The 14,966-nt window shown below is 60.0% G+C and carries 14 protein-coding genes; 6 read left to right on the top strand and 8 right to left on the bottom strand.

Translation table 11 applies throughout. The features are described 5' to 3' along the window. Positions 1-124: 124 nt before the first annotated feature. Positions 125-418 carry a putative quinol monooxygenase gene (locus GRI69_RS15440; protein ID WP_160683805.1) on the bottom strand — a complete coding sequence of 98 codons (294 nt, stop codon included), beginning with the start codon at positions 416-418 and terminating at the stop codon, positions 125-127. 332 nt (positions 419-750) lie between these two features. Then, on the bottom strand, positions 751-1,815 hold the full coding sequence (locus GRI69_RS15435; protein ID WP_237453157.1) for a tetratricopeptide repeat protein: 1,065 nt from the start codon (positions 1,813-1,815) through the stop codon (positions 751-753). Positions 1,816-2,329: 514 nt separating this feature from the next. Between GRI69_RS15435 and GRI69_RS15425 the strand changes: the two genes are divergently transcribed. Continuing rightward, on the top strand, positions 2,330-2,851 hold the full coding sequence (locus tag GRI69_RS15425; RefSeq protein WP_160729060.1) for a hypothetical protein: 522 nt from the start codon (positions 2,330-2,332) through the stop codon (positions 2,849-2,851). A 166-nt stretch (positions 2,852-3,017) separates the two neighbouring features. Here the strand turns inward: GRI69_RS15425 and GRI69_RS15420 are convergent, their stop codons facing one another. The 6 genes from GRI69_RS15420 to GRI69_RS15395 all read right to left on the bottom strand — a co-directional run bounded on the left by GRI69_RS15420 (position 3,018) and on the right by GRI69_RS15395 (position 8,694). Next, positions 3,018-4,184 carry a hypothetical protein gene (locus tag GRI69_RS15420; protein ID WP_160729059.1) on the bottom strand — a complete coding sequence of 389 codons (1,167 nt, stop codon included), beginning with the start codon at positions 4,182-4,184 and terminating at the stop codon, positions 3,018-3,020. A gap of 367 nt (positions 4,185-4,551) precedes the next feature. After that, positions 4,552-5,127 carry a hypothetical protein gene (locus GRI69_RS15415; RefSeq protein WP_160729058.1) on the bottom strand — a complete coding sequence of 192 codons (576 nt, stop codon included), beginning with the start codon at positions 5,125-5,127 and terminating at the stop codon, positions 4,552-4,554. Positions 5,128-5,215: 88 nt separating this feature from the next. Next, positions 5,216-6,007, bottom strand: coding sequence for a hypothetical protein (locus GRI69_RS15410; protein WP_160729057.1), 792 nt, complete (start codon positions 6,005-6,007; stop codon positions 5,216-5,218). Between the two features lie 11 nt (positions 6,008-6,018). Further along, positions 6,019-6,690: a hypothetical protein gene (locus GRI69_RS15405; protein ID WP_160729056.1), complete on the bottom strand. Its 672-nt coding sequence runs from the start codon at positions 6,688-6,690 to the stop codon at positions 6,019-6,021. Positions 6,691-6,874: 184 nt separating this feature from the next. Further along, positions 6,875-7,726, bottom strand: coding sequence for a hypothetical protein (locus GRI69_RS15400; protein WP_160729055.1), 852 nt, complete (start codon positions 7,724-7,726; stop codon positions 6,875-6,877). A gap of 77 nt (positions 7,727-7,803) precedes the next feature. Continuing rightward, complete coding sequence (locus tag GRI69_RS15395; RefSeq protein ID WP_160729054.1) at positions 7,804-8,694, bottom strand: exonuclease domain-containing protein; 891 nt, start codon at positions 8,692-8,694, stop codon at positions 7,804-7,806. A gap of 548 nt (positions 8,695-9,242) precedes the next feature. On the opposite strand from GRI69_RS15395, the gene GRI69_RS15390 reads away from it, so the two are divergent. The 5 genes from GRI69_RS15390 (at position 9,243) to GRI69_RS15370 (ending at position 14,666) form a co-directional block, all read left to right on the top strand. Beyond that, positions 9,243-10,967: a hypothetical protein gene (locus tag GRI69_RS15390; RefSeq protein ID WP_160729053.1), complete on the top strand. Its 1,725-nt coding sequence runs from the start codon at positions 9,243-9,245 to the stop codon at positions 10,965-10,967. After that, positions 10,964-11,701, top strand: a complete 738-nt coding sequence (locus GRI69_RS15385) for a hypothetical protein (RefSeq protein ID WP_160729052.1) — start codon at positions 10,964-10,966, stop codon at positions 11,699-11,701. Before GRI69_RS15390 ends, GRI69_RS15385 begins: the two co-directional genes overlap by 4 nt. After that, positions 11,698-12,207, top strand: a complete 510-nt coding sequence (locus tag GRI69_RS15380) for a hypothetical protein (protein ID WP_160729051.1) — start codon at positions 11,698-11,700, stop codon at positions 12,205-12,207. The genes GRI69_RS15385 and GRI69_RS15380 overlap by 4 nt, the downstream gene beginning before the upstream one ends. A gap of 350 nt (positions 12,208-12,557) precedes the next feature. Beyond that, complete coding sequence (locus GRI69_RS15375; protein ID WP_160726971.1) at positions 12,558-13,466, top strand: tyrosine-type recombinase/integrase; 909 nt, start codon at positions 12,558-12,560, stop codon at positions 13,464-13,466. 6 nt (positions 13,467-13,472) lie between these two features. After that, the gene (locus GRI69_RS15370) at positions 13,473-14,666 is read left to right on the top strand and encodes an IS91 family transposase (protein WP_160726970.1); all 1,194 of its coding nucleotides are present in this window, start codon (positions 13,473-13,475) and stop codon (positions 14,664-14,666) included. Positions 14,667-14,966 lie beyond the last annotated feature (300 nt).

Genomic DNA, 14,966 nt, shown 5'->3' with positions numbered 1-14,966 from the left:
ACGGCCCAAAAATGGCTGGCCATCAACGTGCCTTTACAGCAGTTACACTCGGCAGAAGCGGTTAAACCCACAAGCAGCCGTTGCTTCGACATCAAATCGAAATGACAGGACCGGCGGGCGCGCCCTATTTCGCGGCTAGAAGCGTGAGCTTATGGATCTGAGGCGGCTCGGCGAACAAATCTTCCGCCTTTTCCATTAGTGCAGCAGCCACTTTACCGTCGAGATGAGCCTGTCGATCCTCCTCAGTGTCAAAGGTATCGAAGATGGCGTAAGCGCCGGGGCCTTCTTCGATCGCATACCATGTCAGCGTCCCGGGCTCGTCTTGCACGAGCGGGAGTGCCGACTTGAGGAAAGCAGCGATGTCACTCTCCCTGCCGGGTTTGGCCTTCAAAGGCACGTAAAGAGCTAGTTTGGGCATGATCACCTCCTAGATGGGGCGGCCGGGTAAGTCGGCCAACGCTATAACGAACAAGTAGGTCGAAAGGGGCCCGCGCGCCGACCATGCATTTTGAAAACGGGGGTTCAGTGTCGGCAACCCGCACTGCGCTTAGAACCGGCGCGGAGGTCACTGCAATCACGGACATAAGGGCGATCACATTCAGCGCGATGCCGCAAATGAACGTACGCTAAGTCCACTCCGCTGCCAAAACCGGTCAGTCCGAAATCGGCCCATTTGCCCTCATTGTGTCTCTCGAGCACTGGAGCCCCGCACGGGCGGCCGCGGTCGCTCCGGAATTAGAAGCATTTCAGCTAGCGCAGCTGAGCAGACTTGTTCGTGAGAACTCGTTTGCTTCGCAGCCAAGCAAATCGCACGGGGTCCTTATTAAGCAGAAATGCTCGGATGCGCTCTCTATCCGTATAGGATGCGCAGGTAAGCAGTGTCCTAATATCTTGGTCGACTGCCGCTTTAGCAGCCCCCCGTTGTTCAGCCTTCACGAACCACTCGTGCCCGGCATTGAGTTCACCCAGTTCAATGAGAACGGCGCCTAGCAATGTACAAGGGCGGTAATCATTTGGGACCAGCGCGTGTGCCTCCTCGCCCAACGCTTTGGCTTCGATAAAACGACCAACGGCTCGCAACGCGGCGCCACGAGTTGTTGCCAAGGCCGATCGTATCTTCGGTGATGATGTTGGGTTCGCGGCCAGCGCGTCCTCGGTTAGGGACAATCCCAGCTCTGGATGCCCACCCTTACGCCAGTGGCTGCTGGCGTTGATTGCGTCCCACGGATCGTTTGATGCGCGCCAAGCGGCGGTCAGAACCTCAGCTTCAACAAGGTGCCAAGCGGCTGCAACCGCGGCGGTCCAACATTCGTCACCTGCCGCTTGAAGCCACACAATGTCCTCTGGTCGAAGCCTCTTTCCCTTTGCCAAGGACTGAAGAAGCCGCATAGCGCGCCGATAGTGCTCCGGTTCGATATACCCTAAATCGAACCTTCGCTTCAGCTGCTTGCTCTCCTGCCTACGCTGGTAGTGTGGGTCACTGAAAATCTCGGCGCTGGCGGCCGCACGTTCAGCTTTCAGCCTCGCTTCCTTGTCTGCTGCCTCGCTGGCAGCAATCTTAGCAATATCCATGCGATGCGCGCGCTCGTCGCCAGCTTTGAGTGCAAAAGTGTCGAAATCGGTGCGGCCCTCAACCAGCGCGTGGAGGCAAAGCAGATTATTGGCCAGAAGGAAAGCTCGGGCCATCTCGCTAACGGGTTCACCCGAGTCTATTTTTACGAGAATGCCATACAGGCGAGTCCCGATCTGCCGCGCGCCAGGCAAGTCATCGACGAGATATTTCGTGGCTAGGCTAATTTGGTTGGAAGGGAGCATAGGCAGTTTGTAGAACCATTCTCCTACAAATCCCTAATACATCCAATTCCGCAGCGACGTAGAGGTATGGTCTGACAAGGGACCGCTTCTAGCACTTCTTCGCCTTAGACCAGACAGTCCGCTGTCGGCCCCAATCAGGTCAGGTGACCAGCAACAATGTTCTTCGGCGCCGTTATTCGTCCGGTAGCGACCAGTATCTCCCGGAGTGTCCGCAGTATAGAAATTCAGGCTGATCGACGTTTATACAGATACCTCTCGCGAAGTCAGGGCCGCCGATTATGTCCTCAAGCGAAGTAATGCGTATGCTGTCGGGAAGATATGGCATTGAGATCAACTGCGTAATTGGCTGGCCGACGCACCTCAGCCTCATAATCTCAGGCATTTCGAGATCTTCGACCCAAATAGAATTTCCCTCTATATCGATATGGCGAGCCCCTGCGATATAGCCTTCGGCGCAAATTTCCGACCGATCCTTATATATCCTAAAGTTACGGTGATTCACAAAATTCCCGTTATGGATCGCTCTGATGTTTTGCCGCAGATCGCCATGATGACGCAGTGCGTTGAGAGCGATTTGACTTATGAAGCCGTCGGCTCCCAAGGCGTCGAAGAAATTTCGCTCTACAAGCCGATGCCTCAGAGATTGCTCGAACCCGTCGATACTCCGAGCGAAATTATCAGGTTGCTTACCGTCAAGGTAGAACGCCTGAGGGCCGAAACTATCGCAAAAAGTATCAATGCGGATAGTGATCGGCATGAAGCCGAGCCAAAGATCGTCAGCATTCACCTCGATCAAAAGACCCGAAAAATGGGCAGGGAGGCCGCGAGCTCGCCAATCGACAGTCTTGCGACGAATTCTGGATCTGACTTCATGGAGAAGATCGTCCAGATGGTCGTAGCCAATCTGATGAAAAAGTTCGATCCACTCGATTGTATTTGCGTGGGCTTCGTCCTCGTCGAATTTTCCGTGTCTTACAAAGTCCGGTACATTCTCGGGATATCCAGAGGCAATTTTGACATCACACCCTACAAATAACCGAACCTTCAAATAGCAAATATGGAGTGCTTCTCCGCTCGTGTTGAACGAGACCTCCACGAGCTCCGGCCTCTGCTCGGTATACCGGGACAAGCTGGCTTCAATCCTATCATACAGGGAGAGTGCCAGTGCGGAGGCTTTTTCTCGTCCGTCGCTGACCCGCCACCTATCCATGATCGCAAAGCCTCCCAGAGTTCAGGGCATGGTTGCGTATGGATGATCGCTTTCCGCTTATGGCTTTTGCGTAGCTCTCTACGAGCTCCCCCTTTGAAAGAGAGGGGTTTCCGGAGGTCCGCCGGGCAATCGACGCGAGATCTAGCTCCCGCATGATCGCTTCTACTGTGGACGTAGCCTTGATGAAATAGTGCGAGCTACTGCTCAGGTTGAAGTTCCGGTGAACCATTCCAGCATTCGCCCCCACGCGCTGGATCGCAAAATTAGCCTTGTTGGCCTGTCCAGCGGGCAGAAATTCGAAATCCGGATGCGACGTGGGGAGGGTCAATTTCTGCCGTGGCGATGATTGCCTGACCCAGATCTGGAAAACGGCCGGAACATGTTTGCGCTCGCCTTCGAAGATAAAGGCATCCTTCGGGACCGGTATCTCGTCGAGCAAATAGAAGCTGAAGTCGAGGCGGTTTTGTACCGAGACCTTTTGGAAGGTGAGCGGCACGATGAAGGCGATCACACTGGCGGCTGCGGCAGCATGGTTGAAGAACCTGATTGCCATGCTGGCGTTCTTGCCGAAGGGCGGATTGCCGATGACGAGCAGGGGCTCATCCGCTGGAAGCGGCATGGCCAAGAAATCGCCCTGGACGATCTTGGACGCTTTCGGGTCGAGATCATAGCCGACACTGCCAAGCGGGAGCATCCGCAAAAATGCACCCGTGCCCGCACTGGGCTCAATTATCCGGGTTCGCTGGAACCTGCACAGATCGTGTTCGATCCGTTTGACACGGTACCAGTCGAGGAGAGCTTTGACGACATCGCCGCGTGTATAGAACTGGTCGAGCCGCCGAGCCTTGGCTCGCTTCAGGGAGGAAATTTCTGGCCTGAGGCGATCTTCAGACGACGAGATGTCGTGACGGTTGGATGAGTGACCGGCCTGGTCGGCGCTGTCCGCCCCGGGCCGCAAATCGGCTGCGACCACGTCCCGTTCGCACGTGTAGCCTTCCTCGTGAAGCCCAAGCTCCTCGCCTTCGGGAACGGCTATCAGATTGGCCTCGCTCCGGTTCAGCAGTTCTCTTGGAGCGCCAGAGCCGACCACTGCGGCGAGCGCCGCGACGAACTTGTGAGCTTCTTCGAGGTTCAGCGGCGAGTTCTTGTAAGCATCCATTCTAAATCCCTTTTGTGGTCCCGGAACGCTTTCCCTTTTTGGAAAGGCAGCGCCCGGGGGCAGATGCGTCGCAGACGCATCTCTCCTGTGGCAAATGTCGGGTTGCCGACTCCGTGGCTCACTCCACTCTCGGCCGGAACGCCCACAAAAGGCTTCGAAATATACGGCACGCTGGCCGCACATATGGACGCGTTCGAAAGGTAAGATGGCGGACTCTTTCGATCGTTCAAGCGCAATTTATCGTTCTAAGTATTCTTACGGAAACTTTTCTAAGTAGATCTACCGACTAGAAGTCTCGCCTGACGTGTTCATCATGTCGCCGACGAATGCGGATGCAAAAAAAGGGGCGCGATTTGCGCCCCTTTTGTCAGGTGCGGACAGGCAGGGCGCGGGCCCGCTGCAGCTGCCTCCAGGCCAGGTAGCCCGCGAGCAATTTGCGACGGCAATTGACCGGGCAATACGCTTGTAGCCAGAATATCCAAGCGGCCTGGGCCTCGCAGCCGATTTGGCCGAGGCGCGCGAGCGGCGTGGGTTCGACCTCGGGCAGGTCGAGCCCGCCTACGCGGCCAGCACTCGCCAGGATATGACGGGGCAGCGGAGCGAAGAGGTTACGCCGAAGTCCTGTTCGCGGAACGAGATCGAGGTAAGCGTCAGGGAATGGGGCCGGTGCGTGCTCACCAGCAGGGGATTGTGACGGGGCGCAGATCAGCGCCATCGTTTCTGGGTCGAACAACGCGCGGATTGCATCGCGCATTGGCGCAGGATCATGCCCCGCTCCGTAACCCCAGATGTGAAGCGCGAAGCTTGCCTCCCCGCGGCACTTTGGGTCGATGACGAAGGCTCCGAACCCGAAGGGAGCCTTCGGCGCAAGTGGATTCGGAGGCGGCAGTAGCGAGAGCGCGACCATGCGGGTGGGCATGGTGCGGTGAATAGTTCTTTGCATGATGATAGTGCTTTCAAAAGAACGCGGGCGGTCATCCAGATCGGATGCCGCCCGCTTGGATTGGTCGACATGTGGGTGTCTGAGCTTGTCAGCCTGTCTCCAGCGGCTCATCGGCGAAGCGCAGCTGCAGGAAATGCTCGCTCAGTGCCTGAGCACCTTGAAGGCTCGCGAGCGCGGTCCATGCCTCCCAGCGGTCGAGCCGGTGGATCAGCCAGGCGAACAGCCGATCACGCGCGAAGTCGTCGCCAAAGGTCATCGACCACAGCACTCGTCCCAGCGGGATGTTTGCACCTTCGGGAGGTCCGATGAGCTTGATGCCGGGAAATTCGTCGATCTCTTCGCGGATGAACCTTGCCGGCAGGTTCAGCGCGAACTTCTCGTTCACCGCGAAGATGCGCTCGCGGTCCTCGCGCGTTTCGCCGCGGTCGAACCCGCGCTGGGGAGCGATCGTCGGCAGGCCGATCGGGATCGGCGCCGCGCTGCGGGGCCGGGTGCTGGCGAGCATCACCAGGACGGCCCGGCCTTCTGCCGAGAGTTGGTCGAAGCCATTGGAGAGCCCCTGTCCCTTGAGCCAGCAGGCATAATGGAACGAGAGATCCCACGAACCCTGAAAAAGGTCCCTTACCTGCTCTTCGATATGGACGATGCGCCGATCGATACCGGCAAGCACCGCGAGCAGGAATTCGAGCTGGTTGACGAACTCCCAGTGCGATCTGCGCGCCATGGAGAGCCGCCCGCACCACAGGTATTCGCGCAAGGAGTCCCAGCGCCTGCCGGTTTCGTCGATGAGAGCGGGCTCGTATTCGGGATCGGCCACACACCAGTAACCCCAAGGCAGGTTCGGGTTCCGGATCATTTCGTAAGGAAGGTCTTGTTCCATCTGACCCTCCCTCACAGCTTGCCGAGCTTGGGAGCAACCGGGCTGAGCGAAGTGCCAGAACCTGCTGAAGACCCCTTACCGATTCCATGTAGCTGGCGTGCGAGCTTGACCGTCTCCTCATACATGTAATCGATGGAGCGATAGGTCTCGCCTTCCTCGATCGCCAGGATCGGTCTGACGCCCTCCGGGACGAGGTCACCGGGCTTGTCGGCCGCAAAGCCGAACCACCAGGCATCGTCCTGCGCCGTGTTCGCTACCGATGGGCCCGAGCGAACGTGGACATGCACATGGCAGATCTGCAGTTCTTCTGGATCGTCCCGCGAGCACGCTTCAGCATAGTCGATCCCGCCATGCGGCGAGAGACCAGCGCTCGGCGGGATAGCATCGGTATTGAAGCCGTGCAGCGGATGCCCGGGCGGCACGGCTACATAACCAGCCCACACGCCCGAGGCCTGACGCAGGAGGATGCAATCGAGATTGGTCGCAGCATCGCGCCAGGCGAGCTTGTCGACCGGTTCGTGCGACCAGGGTCCGGGCCGGTTCGGACGGTGGTCTGGGATCACGAACGCCTGTTCGGGGCGCACCTCGGTATTGCCGATGGCGAACCGCTCGGGGAGCTTCGCGAGATTGGTATTCCTTGCCGGTGCTAGCGCACGGCTCGAGGTCTTTTTCTTCTTGGGCATTGTCTTATTTCCTTCGGGCATAAAAAAGGCCGCTGACCCGGACGGGAAGCGGCTGCTGGAAGACCTGCGCATTCTGCAGGTCCTGTCTGGCACGTAGCTTCTATTGCGGCGGTGCCTCGCGCCGCATCTCGATCGGTTCAGGTCATCTTTTCCTCCCTCATCTTTGTCTCATCCCCTCTGCTGATTATTCAGCCCGGTAAACCACACCGCGCAGGCCCGCGGCACGCTGCCTGTCGCGTGCCCAAGGGCGGTAGGTGGCACGTAAGAAACTGCTCTCAGGAACAGCGCTCAGCGCTGCCTCGCCGATCGCGATGGCCGACGCTTCAGCATCGATCGCGATCTCGCCATAAGATGCCATGTGACGCAGCGCGATCACGCTGGTGGTCATTACATCGGCCAGAACTTGGTCGCGGACCTTGGTCCAGTCGCCTTTCTCCACCAACTGGCCAATCTCCCTGCTCGGCGATGGCTTGGCAGGGATCGAGGTCGCCGCAGCGTATTCCGGCAGGTGCGGCGACTTGGCCTGCACGGTTACCGCGCGGCACAGATCGATACGCTCCCTGGCGTGCGGCGATCCGTCCAGCAGTTGGGGCGGCAGGACCAGTCCGAACTCGCCGGCGGACCGGCGCAGAACCGCAAGGTCCTTGACCTCCCCTCCCCACGTAACGAGCTGCGCGGTCGGGAACTGGCGAAGCGCTTCGAAGAACTGCGTTACCATTTCCTGTTCGCTCGCCTCTTCCTCGGTCAGAACGATGACGCTTTCGACGACGGGCACCTCTTCGCCGGTCTCAAACCGCAGCTGCATCCAGGAGGCCGCTGCGATACGGTGAAAAGGCCAGCGGATACTGCTTTCCGCGCTCTCGCCTTCCTCGACGCGGTATCCTTCGTAGCGGGCCCGGTCCCAACGATACTCGAAGTCGGCGACTATGATGCGCTGAGGGCCGCGGCGTGCGCGCCTGCCTTCCGCATCCAGTTCAAGGAACTTGCGAGCTTCGCGCTCGAGAGCTTCCTCGAAATATTCGTTCTCGATGTGCATGATGTATTCTCCATATGAAAAGACCCGCTCGGACGGCGGGTCGTTGGCGTTAAAGTTAGTATTGCAAAGGAGCGCGCTCAGCGGTGGCGCTCGCGCGCAGTGATGGCTCGCAGGGTCGGTGCCTTGAGGCCATGCCGATAATGCCAGGCCTCTTCGTGTTCGACGAGTTCGGAGCTGAGCTCTTTCTCCCAGAACCCGGCGTTCGCATTCCAGCGATACTGCCGCGCTTTCAGGACGTCCTTCTTGGCGAACGGAGCGCCGCGCGCCTCGACCATCACGGTATCGGTTTCCACGGTCTCGAGGAGCCGCTGAAAATGCGTGCGGAAGGGGCCCGGACCGATGCCACGTCGACGCTGGCATAGCAGCCAGAACAAGGCCCAGACATCGGGACCTGCACGGTGCGCCTCGCTATACCATCCGTGCTGCGCCAGCAGGCTCCCCTGCGCGCGGCCATCGAGACCTGCCATGAGCCAGTCGATGTCTTTGAGCGAGCAGCCCCATTTGGCTTTCGCGAGCGAGGGGTAGCGGCGCCCAAGAAAACCAATTTCGAATGCCGCGTTGTGACTGACTAGAACGTCAGCCCGCGAGAGGTATCCCTCGGCCGAAACATCGTTGATCTTGTGACCGGTGAGCATGTGGTTGGCGAGACCCGTCACCAGGCTCACCCGCGGGTCCAGTTCGACCTTCGGATCCTCGAGCCAGCTGAACGGTCCGATGTGGGCTGTGACCTCATCCTCCTCGTCCACCCAGACGAGCATCACCGCGAGCTCGATGATCGTATCGTTTTCGGGATCGAGCCCACTGGTTTCGAGATCGACAATGCCGATACATTTTCCGGGCGGCGGCGTCCCGTTATCGGGAAACAACGAGTAAGGCCCCGGGACCTTTCGCAGCACGCGGTATCCCTCGTGCCGCTCGAGCAGCTTTGCGTGCTGTTCGAGCACGGGATCGAGATGGTTCGTATTCATGTAATGCCTTTCGGTTCGTGTGACGTCGAACCGGCGAGGCGGAAGCTCGAGCGTTAAGCTCTTTTCCTTTCACCTGGCCGGTCCGCCCGGCCATTTCCCCGATAGGAGTTCCGCTACTTCGATGGCCCCGATGCTGTCAGCAAAGGGTGCCACCCAAGGTGTCGCCGACACCGCCCCAGGCCTCGTCAGGCCGCACTTGAAGGAGGCTTGCAAGAGCCGACGTGCGAGCGCCAGCGAGCACCTTATCGGGAGAACGCGAGTTCGGACGATGTCATCAAAATCGTCCGCTCCAGGGGTGCGGATGACTTTGAGGTATTGCGCCTAGGAAACGAGAAAGGGTAAAAACGGCAAGTCAGTCCGTTTACCTTGATAATGGCTTTCATTTGCGTATGCGCAAATGTTCTTACTTCGGCGAGTATCGGTTCTACTTCCGATGAAAGGCGGACGAAGCGCTGAAGATAGTCCGTTGTCGAATTTTCGAATTGCGGCGACAAAAAAAGTTGTCCGGCTGCTTTGGTCTAGAGAATCCGCGTCCTACAACGCAGATTATGGATAATGCACCTCTCTATACTTTGATGATCGAAATGCTTCGGCGTGCGACTGCCGCATTCCCGGATCTGCGGGCGCAGCTCGACGCCTATCTCGAAATGAAGGCCAAGACGGAGGAGCGTGACACAGGTGAAAAACTGACAGCAGCCGCCCGTAAGGCTCGCGAGGTCCTGCGCAATAACCTGCTCCTGCAGATGCCCCTCAAGAGAGCGCTCCGCCAGTACGAGAAGGCCGTTCGCAAGCGCAGGGCCAAGGCTCAGAAAGCCGCCGCCGAAGCTTTGCTCTCGTTCGTCGAATGGGAGCAGTACCAGATCGAACTAGACATCCTCAGCGAAGATAACCCGGCCATTGATGCGGACGTGCCGCCGAGCCGCGAGCGAACGGATCAGGATAGGATCGACGCGATGGTACGCCCCTTCATCGAAGGGCTCATTAAGCGCGGAAATGCGGCGTCGACCATCGGCCGGCTTACCGATCTTCCGACGGATTTGATCGCACGGATCATCGCAGATTTGCGCGACGATCCTGACTTTCAGAACCCTGCAAATATCTGGCTTCATATGTTCCGTGCAGGCATTGTCGATGCCTTTGCTGGCAGCATGACACCCGAAGAAGCCGCCGCAATCGACTATGCCAGGCACACGCTGGAGGAAGACGCCGGAGCGGTTGAATTCGCCCGCGCAGCGCGCGAGGATTGCGGCCTGCCGGCAGGGTTCAGTACCACGTTTCTGAAGGGTCTTTACCATCTCCGGACCTGCCTTGCAGAAGTATCCGAGGGGCAGGCACGCGCCTATGCACGTGCCTTCAGGCTGGTTCATGACCGCGACGTTGAGCTGCTCGGGAAAGTGCTGAAACTGACCGAGCAGGACGATCTCGACCGGCTGCAGACGCTCGTGCACTTCCTGACCCAGCGCAAGGCCTATGAGGCGCGCGACACCGCGCTCACGATCCAGCTTGTCGCTGTCCAAAACGAGTTCGAACGCCTCGAGGCGCACAACCGCTCGACCGACGACTGGGCGCGAGACGTGCCGAAAATGATCGAGACTCTGGCGCATGATTTTGCCGATACGGTGCCTGGTTCGGAAGCCTTTGAAATGCTTCTCGCAAGCGGCTTTCGTTTGTCCTCCACCTGCGAGGAGGTTGCGCGTCTCGCCGATCGACGCAGGGAGGAGGAGCGCCGCGATCTGTTCCTCGACGAAATTCGCTTCGCGTGCAGCGTGGACCAGCGCTTCAAGGTCGTAGGGGAGACGGTACATCTCGAGTGGGACGAGGGCTTCGAAGATGTCGATGCAAGATTCTGGGACCGGGCGAGCTGGGAGGCCGAACATGGCCCTGTGTTCAGTAATTACGACAGCGAGGATGACCAGGATCATGAGCCAGTCAGCGGTGGGCCTGAAGCAGGGAAGGGCGGCGAAACCGGGACTGATCTTCCAACCGGTCATGAAAATGATGTTCCGCTTCTGGCCGATGAAAAGGACGGCCCGGCAACCGATCACGACGATACCGAAATCTCGTCTCCTGTCAGTGCAAACCTGCCCGTGATCGCCGCGTCGCAAGTCGCCTTCAGCCCCTCGCTGTTCGATTTCGAAGAGCGCGAGAAGGCCGATGACGCACCGCCTGATGGCGCGCGCCAGTCTCGAGCCGAACAGCCATCGGCGGCGCAGAAACTGCGTCCGATGACCCGCAAGACCATCGACAAACTTACCGACGAGGATTTCAGATGAGCAATGATCTTCTACCCGGAGACGGGTTCCACGCGCGGCTGCAGCACATGCTGCAGGACCGGTCCGCCAAGGAAAAACTGGTTTTGCCGGCCTTCTACAACAAGCACACCAACCTGGCGCCAACCTTCGAGATCGCGAGGGTTGATGGGGGCGTGGGAGCCAGCATGTTTGCTCTGCTCCTCTCGCATTATCTCAAGGAACAACCGCTCATCATCCAAGTTGGCGGCATGAAGAGCTGGGCCTATCGCGAACTGCCCGAGAACCACTTCATCCATGTCAAACCCATCGACGAGGAGGGTGACAGGGAAGATGTGCTGGCGGCGTCTCTCGACCGTAGGCTCAGGCACGGTGAACGCATCGCCATCATCGAATACGAGCAGGCTCTGCCCGCAGAGGCGATCGGTGCGGCAAACTTCATTGCCAACCAGTTGCACGGCTTCTCCATGCTCTTTCTCATCGCCGACAAGAACGATGTGAAGTTCAAGCTGCTCGAGACCGCAATCAATCTCGAAGTCGAGCGCGTTGTTGGTTTGCGCAAGCACGGCCTCGCGCAGCGCGCCGACGATCGACTCCTGCAGATACCGGCAGTGCCGAGCTTCATCGCTGCCAAGCTGCAATCGCAGCCTTCGAGCTTTGCCTTTCAGCTCAAGGCCTCGGAAAATCCCGTGGCCGCCATGCGGTTTCAAGAAAGGCTCGACGCCTTCTTCGAAGAGATCAAGAGGAGGATGCAGTGAACACGATCGACGAAATCTGGGAAACGCTTTTCGAACGCGAGATGACCGCGTCGGAACGGCGCCTCATGGAGAATATCGCGCGCTGCTCGGCTGGTGACGAGAGCACGCTTATCGCCAGTGCAGTGACCGTCCACTGCCTGTATTCGACCCTGATCCTGGATCCCCATAGCCCCGTCAGACTGATCGCCAGAATTGGCAAGGCGCTCGAAGAACTCGAGGCTCGGACATCTCAGATGACACGGCTTGTGGGGGAGGCGATGTCGGTGACGAGTTCTCTTAAGGACGGTGCCTTGGAGACGCGTAGGGCATTTGCAGCGGCTGAGGGATTTGCGAGATGGCAGCGCAATAACAGGATCACGGTGTTTGAGCGCAATAAGATGCCAGAAGGCAGCGAGTATTCAGTTTCGCTCGATATCGTTGGCATCTTTGGCGCTGCCTGTGTCGCATCTTCTATCGTCGGAGGCTTGATCGCCTTCGGCATCGGATTGATGTTAATAGGAGTGTAGTAACGATTACGTTTGCTCGCAAATTGTACCGGGTCCTGAGAGTAGAGCCGATATGGACGACTGGTTTGAAAGCCAGACAAAGCTTGTCCCGCTTCAGCACTCAAAATCTCAGAAAAGTATTCTATAGAGGTGCGCCGATGAGCGATTTCTCGGCTCTACGTTCCTAGATGAATATCGAATTGCTCATCCTCCTAATCTTTTTACTGCGGCGCCATGGCTGAAATTGGGCCGATGCACGAACCCGCTTCGCGGGATGGTTGCTTGTGGTGAGGGTGATGTAGAACGACGGGCGTAGCGTCTGGTCCGAGAGAGGCAGACGATCGTGGCTCCTTCAACCGAGGAGTCGAACGATGAACGAGATTATTCCGATTGGGCCTGTCAGCCCGCTGCGCCAGCGGCTGATCGAAGATATGACCCTGCGCCGGTTCAGCCCGGAGACGCAGCGCAACTATCTGCGCGATGTCGGGCGGTTCGCGACCTGGCTGGGGCGCTCGCCCCACACCGCGACCGCCGAGGATGTCCGGCGGTTCCAGATCGAGCAGCGGGACGCCGGCATCCCGGCGCCGACCATGAACAGCATCGTGTCGGCGCTGCGGTTCTTCTTCACTCACACGCTCGACCGTCCCGAGCTTGCCCGTAAGCTGGTCCGCACCGCGCACGCCCGCAAGATCCCGGTGGTGTTGACGCAGAGCGAGGTGAAGCGGCTGCTCGATGCGACCACCTGCCTCAAGCACCAGGCCGCGTTGTCGGTCGCCTATGGCGCGGGTCTGCGCGTCGGCGAGGTCGCGGCGCTCAAGGTGCGCGATATCGACAGCAAGCGCATGCTGCTCAGGATCGAACGCGGCAAGGGCGGGCGCTATCGCAATGCCATGCTGCCCGAAGGGTTGCTCGTGCTGCTGCGCGACTGGTGGCGCGCGGGCCGGCAGCAGGGCGTGCTCCACGCCGATGGCTGGCTCTTCCCCGGTCGAGGCGCCATGCTGCCGATCAGCACACGGCAGCTCCACCGCGTCGTCGTCGAAGCCGCCGAGGCAGCCGACATCGCCAGGCGGGTCGGACCGCACACCCTGCGGCACAGTTTTGCGACCCACCTGCTCGAGGACGGGGTCGATATCCGCGTCATCCAGGTGCTGCTCGGCCACGCCAAGCTGGGCACCACCGCGTTCTACGCCCAGGTGGCGACCAAGACGATGCGGGCGGTGGTCAGCCCGCTCGATCGGCTCGCGCTCGCGGCACCGGACAAGAAGGCGCCAAGCGGCTGAGAGCCGGTGCGCGCCTCACTCGAGGTCGCCGATGTCTTGCGTGCCGCCGGGCCAGCTTATCGGGCTACCCATGCCGGGCATCTGAGCCTGCAGCAGCTCAAGGTCATGTCGGCGATCGAGCACTGCCGCACCGCCGCGCTGGGCGGGCATGTCGAGGCCTGCACCGACTGCGGGCACTGGCGGATCGCCTACAACTCCTGCCGCAACCGGCATTGCCCCAAGTGCCAGGGCGCCGCCGCACGGACCTGGCTCGCCGCGCGCGAGGCCGACCTGCTGCCGGTCGGTTACTTCCATGTCGTGTTCACGCTGCCCGCCGAGATCGCCGAGATCGCGTTCACCAACAAGGCGCTCCTCTACGACCTGCTGTTCAAGACCGCCTCGGAGACGATGCTGACCATCGCCGCCGATCCCAGGCATCTCGGCGCCCGGATCGGCATCACCGCCGTGCTTCACACCTGGGGTTCGGCCATGACCCACCATCCGCACATCCACATGATCGTGCCGGGAGGCGGCATCGCGCTGGACGGGGAGAGATGGATATCCTCCCGCCCGGCTTTCCTCCTTCCGGTGCGAGTGCTGGGTGCACTCTTCCGCCGCCTGTTCCTCACCCGGCTGCTGGCGCTGCACGATGCCGGTAAGCTCGCCTTCTTCAGCCAGCTGGCACCTCTTGCTGACCGGCGCGCGTTGCTGCGCCACCTGTCGCCAGTGCGCAAGAAGCGCTGGGTGGTCTATGCCAAGCCGCCGTTCGCCGGTCCCGAGGCAGTGCTCGCCTATCTGTCGCGCTACACCCACCGGATCGCCATCTCGAACAGCCGTCTCCTCCGGTTCGGCGAGAGCGGCGTCACGTTCCGCTACAAGGATTATCGCCGCTCCGCGCCAGACCGTCAGCAAGTGATGACGCTCAGCGCCGACGAGTTCATCCGCCGCTTCCTGCTGCACTGCCTGCCGCGCGGGTTCCACCGCATCCGCCACTACGGCCTGCTCGCCGCCAGCACCCGCAAAGCCCATCTCGAACGCGCCCGTCAGCTGCTAGCGATCGCACCGCCGGCGACGGACGAGCCCTCCATCGAACCGCCCGATCCGCGTCCGGCATGCCCTTGCTGCGGCGGGCGCATGGTCGTCATCGAGACGTTCCAGCGCTGCCACCTGCCGCGCGGTCCGCCATACCCGATCGTCCCATCCGGCATGCCCACGCCGTGATCCGGCACGGCCCGACACCCTCGCGCCCCGCCGCAGCCACGCTTCCGGCGACAAGGACGTCTGCATATCGTCCGTCCAAGAGCGGTCGTCCCATCGCCAAAATCGGACGGACGCGCTTCCCACGGCTGCTGTGTCTCCACAAAATCGGACAGGCTGCTCTCAGGCACGTCCGCTTATCGGCACCGTCAGCAGACGCCCGGACAAACCCGAAATCAAAATCCCCATAGCTCATCGCGTGCGGCCCGCGGGTTCGGGCACCGTCGACTTTCCGACGCCTCACGGCGTCCGAAACTCTAAACG

Origin of the sequence: Qipengyuania vulgaris, assembly GCF_009827325.1 — a bacterium.
In the GTDB taxonomy this organism is placed as follows: domain Bacteria; phylum Pseudomonadota; class Alphaproteobacteria; order Sphingomonadales; family Sphingomonadaceae; genus Qipengyuania; species Qipengyuania vulgaris.
Note: the sequence above shows the minus strand (reverse complement) of the source record. Positions and strands in the feature narration are given on the sequence as shown.

What these genes read in the sequence shown, in the direction of transcription:
- GRI69_RS15440 (WP_160683805.1), bottom strand. Translation starts at nt 418, where the DNA reads ATGCCCAAACTAGCTCTTTACGTGCCTTTGAAGGCCAAACCCGGCAGG.
- GRI69_RS15435 (WP_237453157.1), bottom strand. Translation starts at nt 1,815, where the DNA reads ATGCTCCCTTCCAACCAAATTAGCCTAGCCACGAAATATCTCGTCGAT.
- GRI69_RS15425 (WP_160729060.1), top strand. Translation starts at nt 2,330, where the DNA reads ATGGATCGCTCTGATGTTTTGCCGCAGATCGCCATGATGACGCAGTGC.
- GRI69_RS15420 (WP_160729059.1), bottom strand. Translation starts at nt 4,184, where the DNA reads ATGGATGCTTACAAGAACTCGCCGCTGAACCTCGAAGAAGCTCACAAG.
- GRI69_RS15415 (WP_160729058.1), bottom strand. Translation starts at nt 5,127, where the DNA reads ATGCAAAGAACTATTCACCGCACCATGCCCACCCGCATGGTCGCGCTC.
- GRI69_RS15410 (WP_160729057.1), bottom strand. Translation starts at nt 6,007, where the DNA reads ATGGAACAAGACCTTCCTTACGAAATGATCCGGAACCCGAACCTGCCT.
- GRI69_RS15405 (WP_160729056.1), bottom strand. Translation starts at nt 6,690, where the DNA reads ATGCCCAAGAAGAAAAAGACCTCGAGCCGTGCGCTAGCACCGGCAAGG.
- GRI69_RS15400 (WP_160729055.1), bottom strand. Translation starts at nt 7,726, where the DNA reads ATGCACATCGAGAACGAATATTTCGAGGAAGCTCTCGAGCGCGAAGCT.
- GRI69_RS15395 (WP_160729054.1), bottom strand. Translation starts at nt 8,694, where the DNA reads ATGAATACGAACCATCTCGATCCCGTGCTCGAACAGCACGCAAAGCTG.
- GRI69_RS15390 (WP_160729053.1), top strand. Translation starts at nt 9,243, where the DNA reads ATGGATAATGCACCTCTCTATACTTTGATGATCGAAATGCTTCGGCGT.
- GRI69_RS15385 (WP_160729052.1), top strand. Translation starts at nt 10,964, where the DNA reads ATGAGCAATGATCTTCTACCCGGAGACGGGTTCCACGCGCGGCTGCAG.
- GRI69_RS15375 (WP_160726971.1), top strand. Translation starts at nt 12,558, where the DNA reads ATGAACGAGATTATTCCGATTGGGCCTGTCAGCCCGCTGCGCCAGCGG.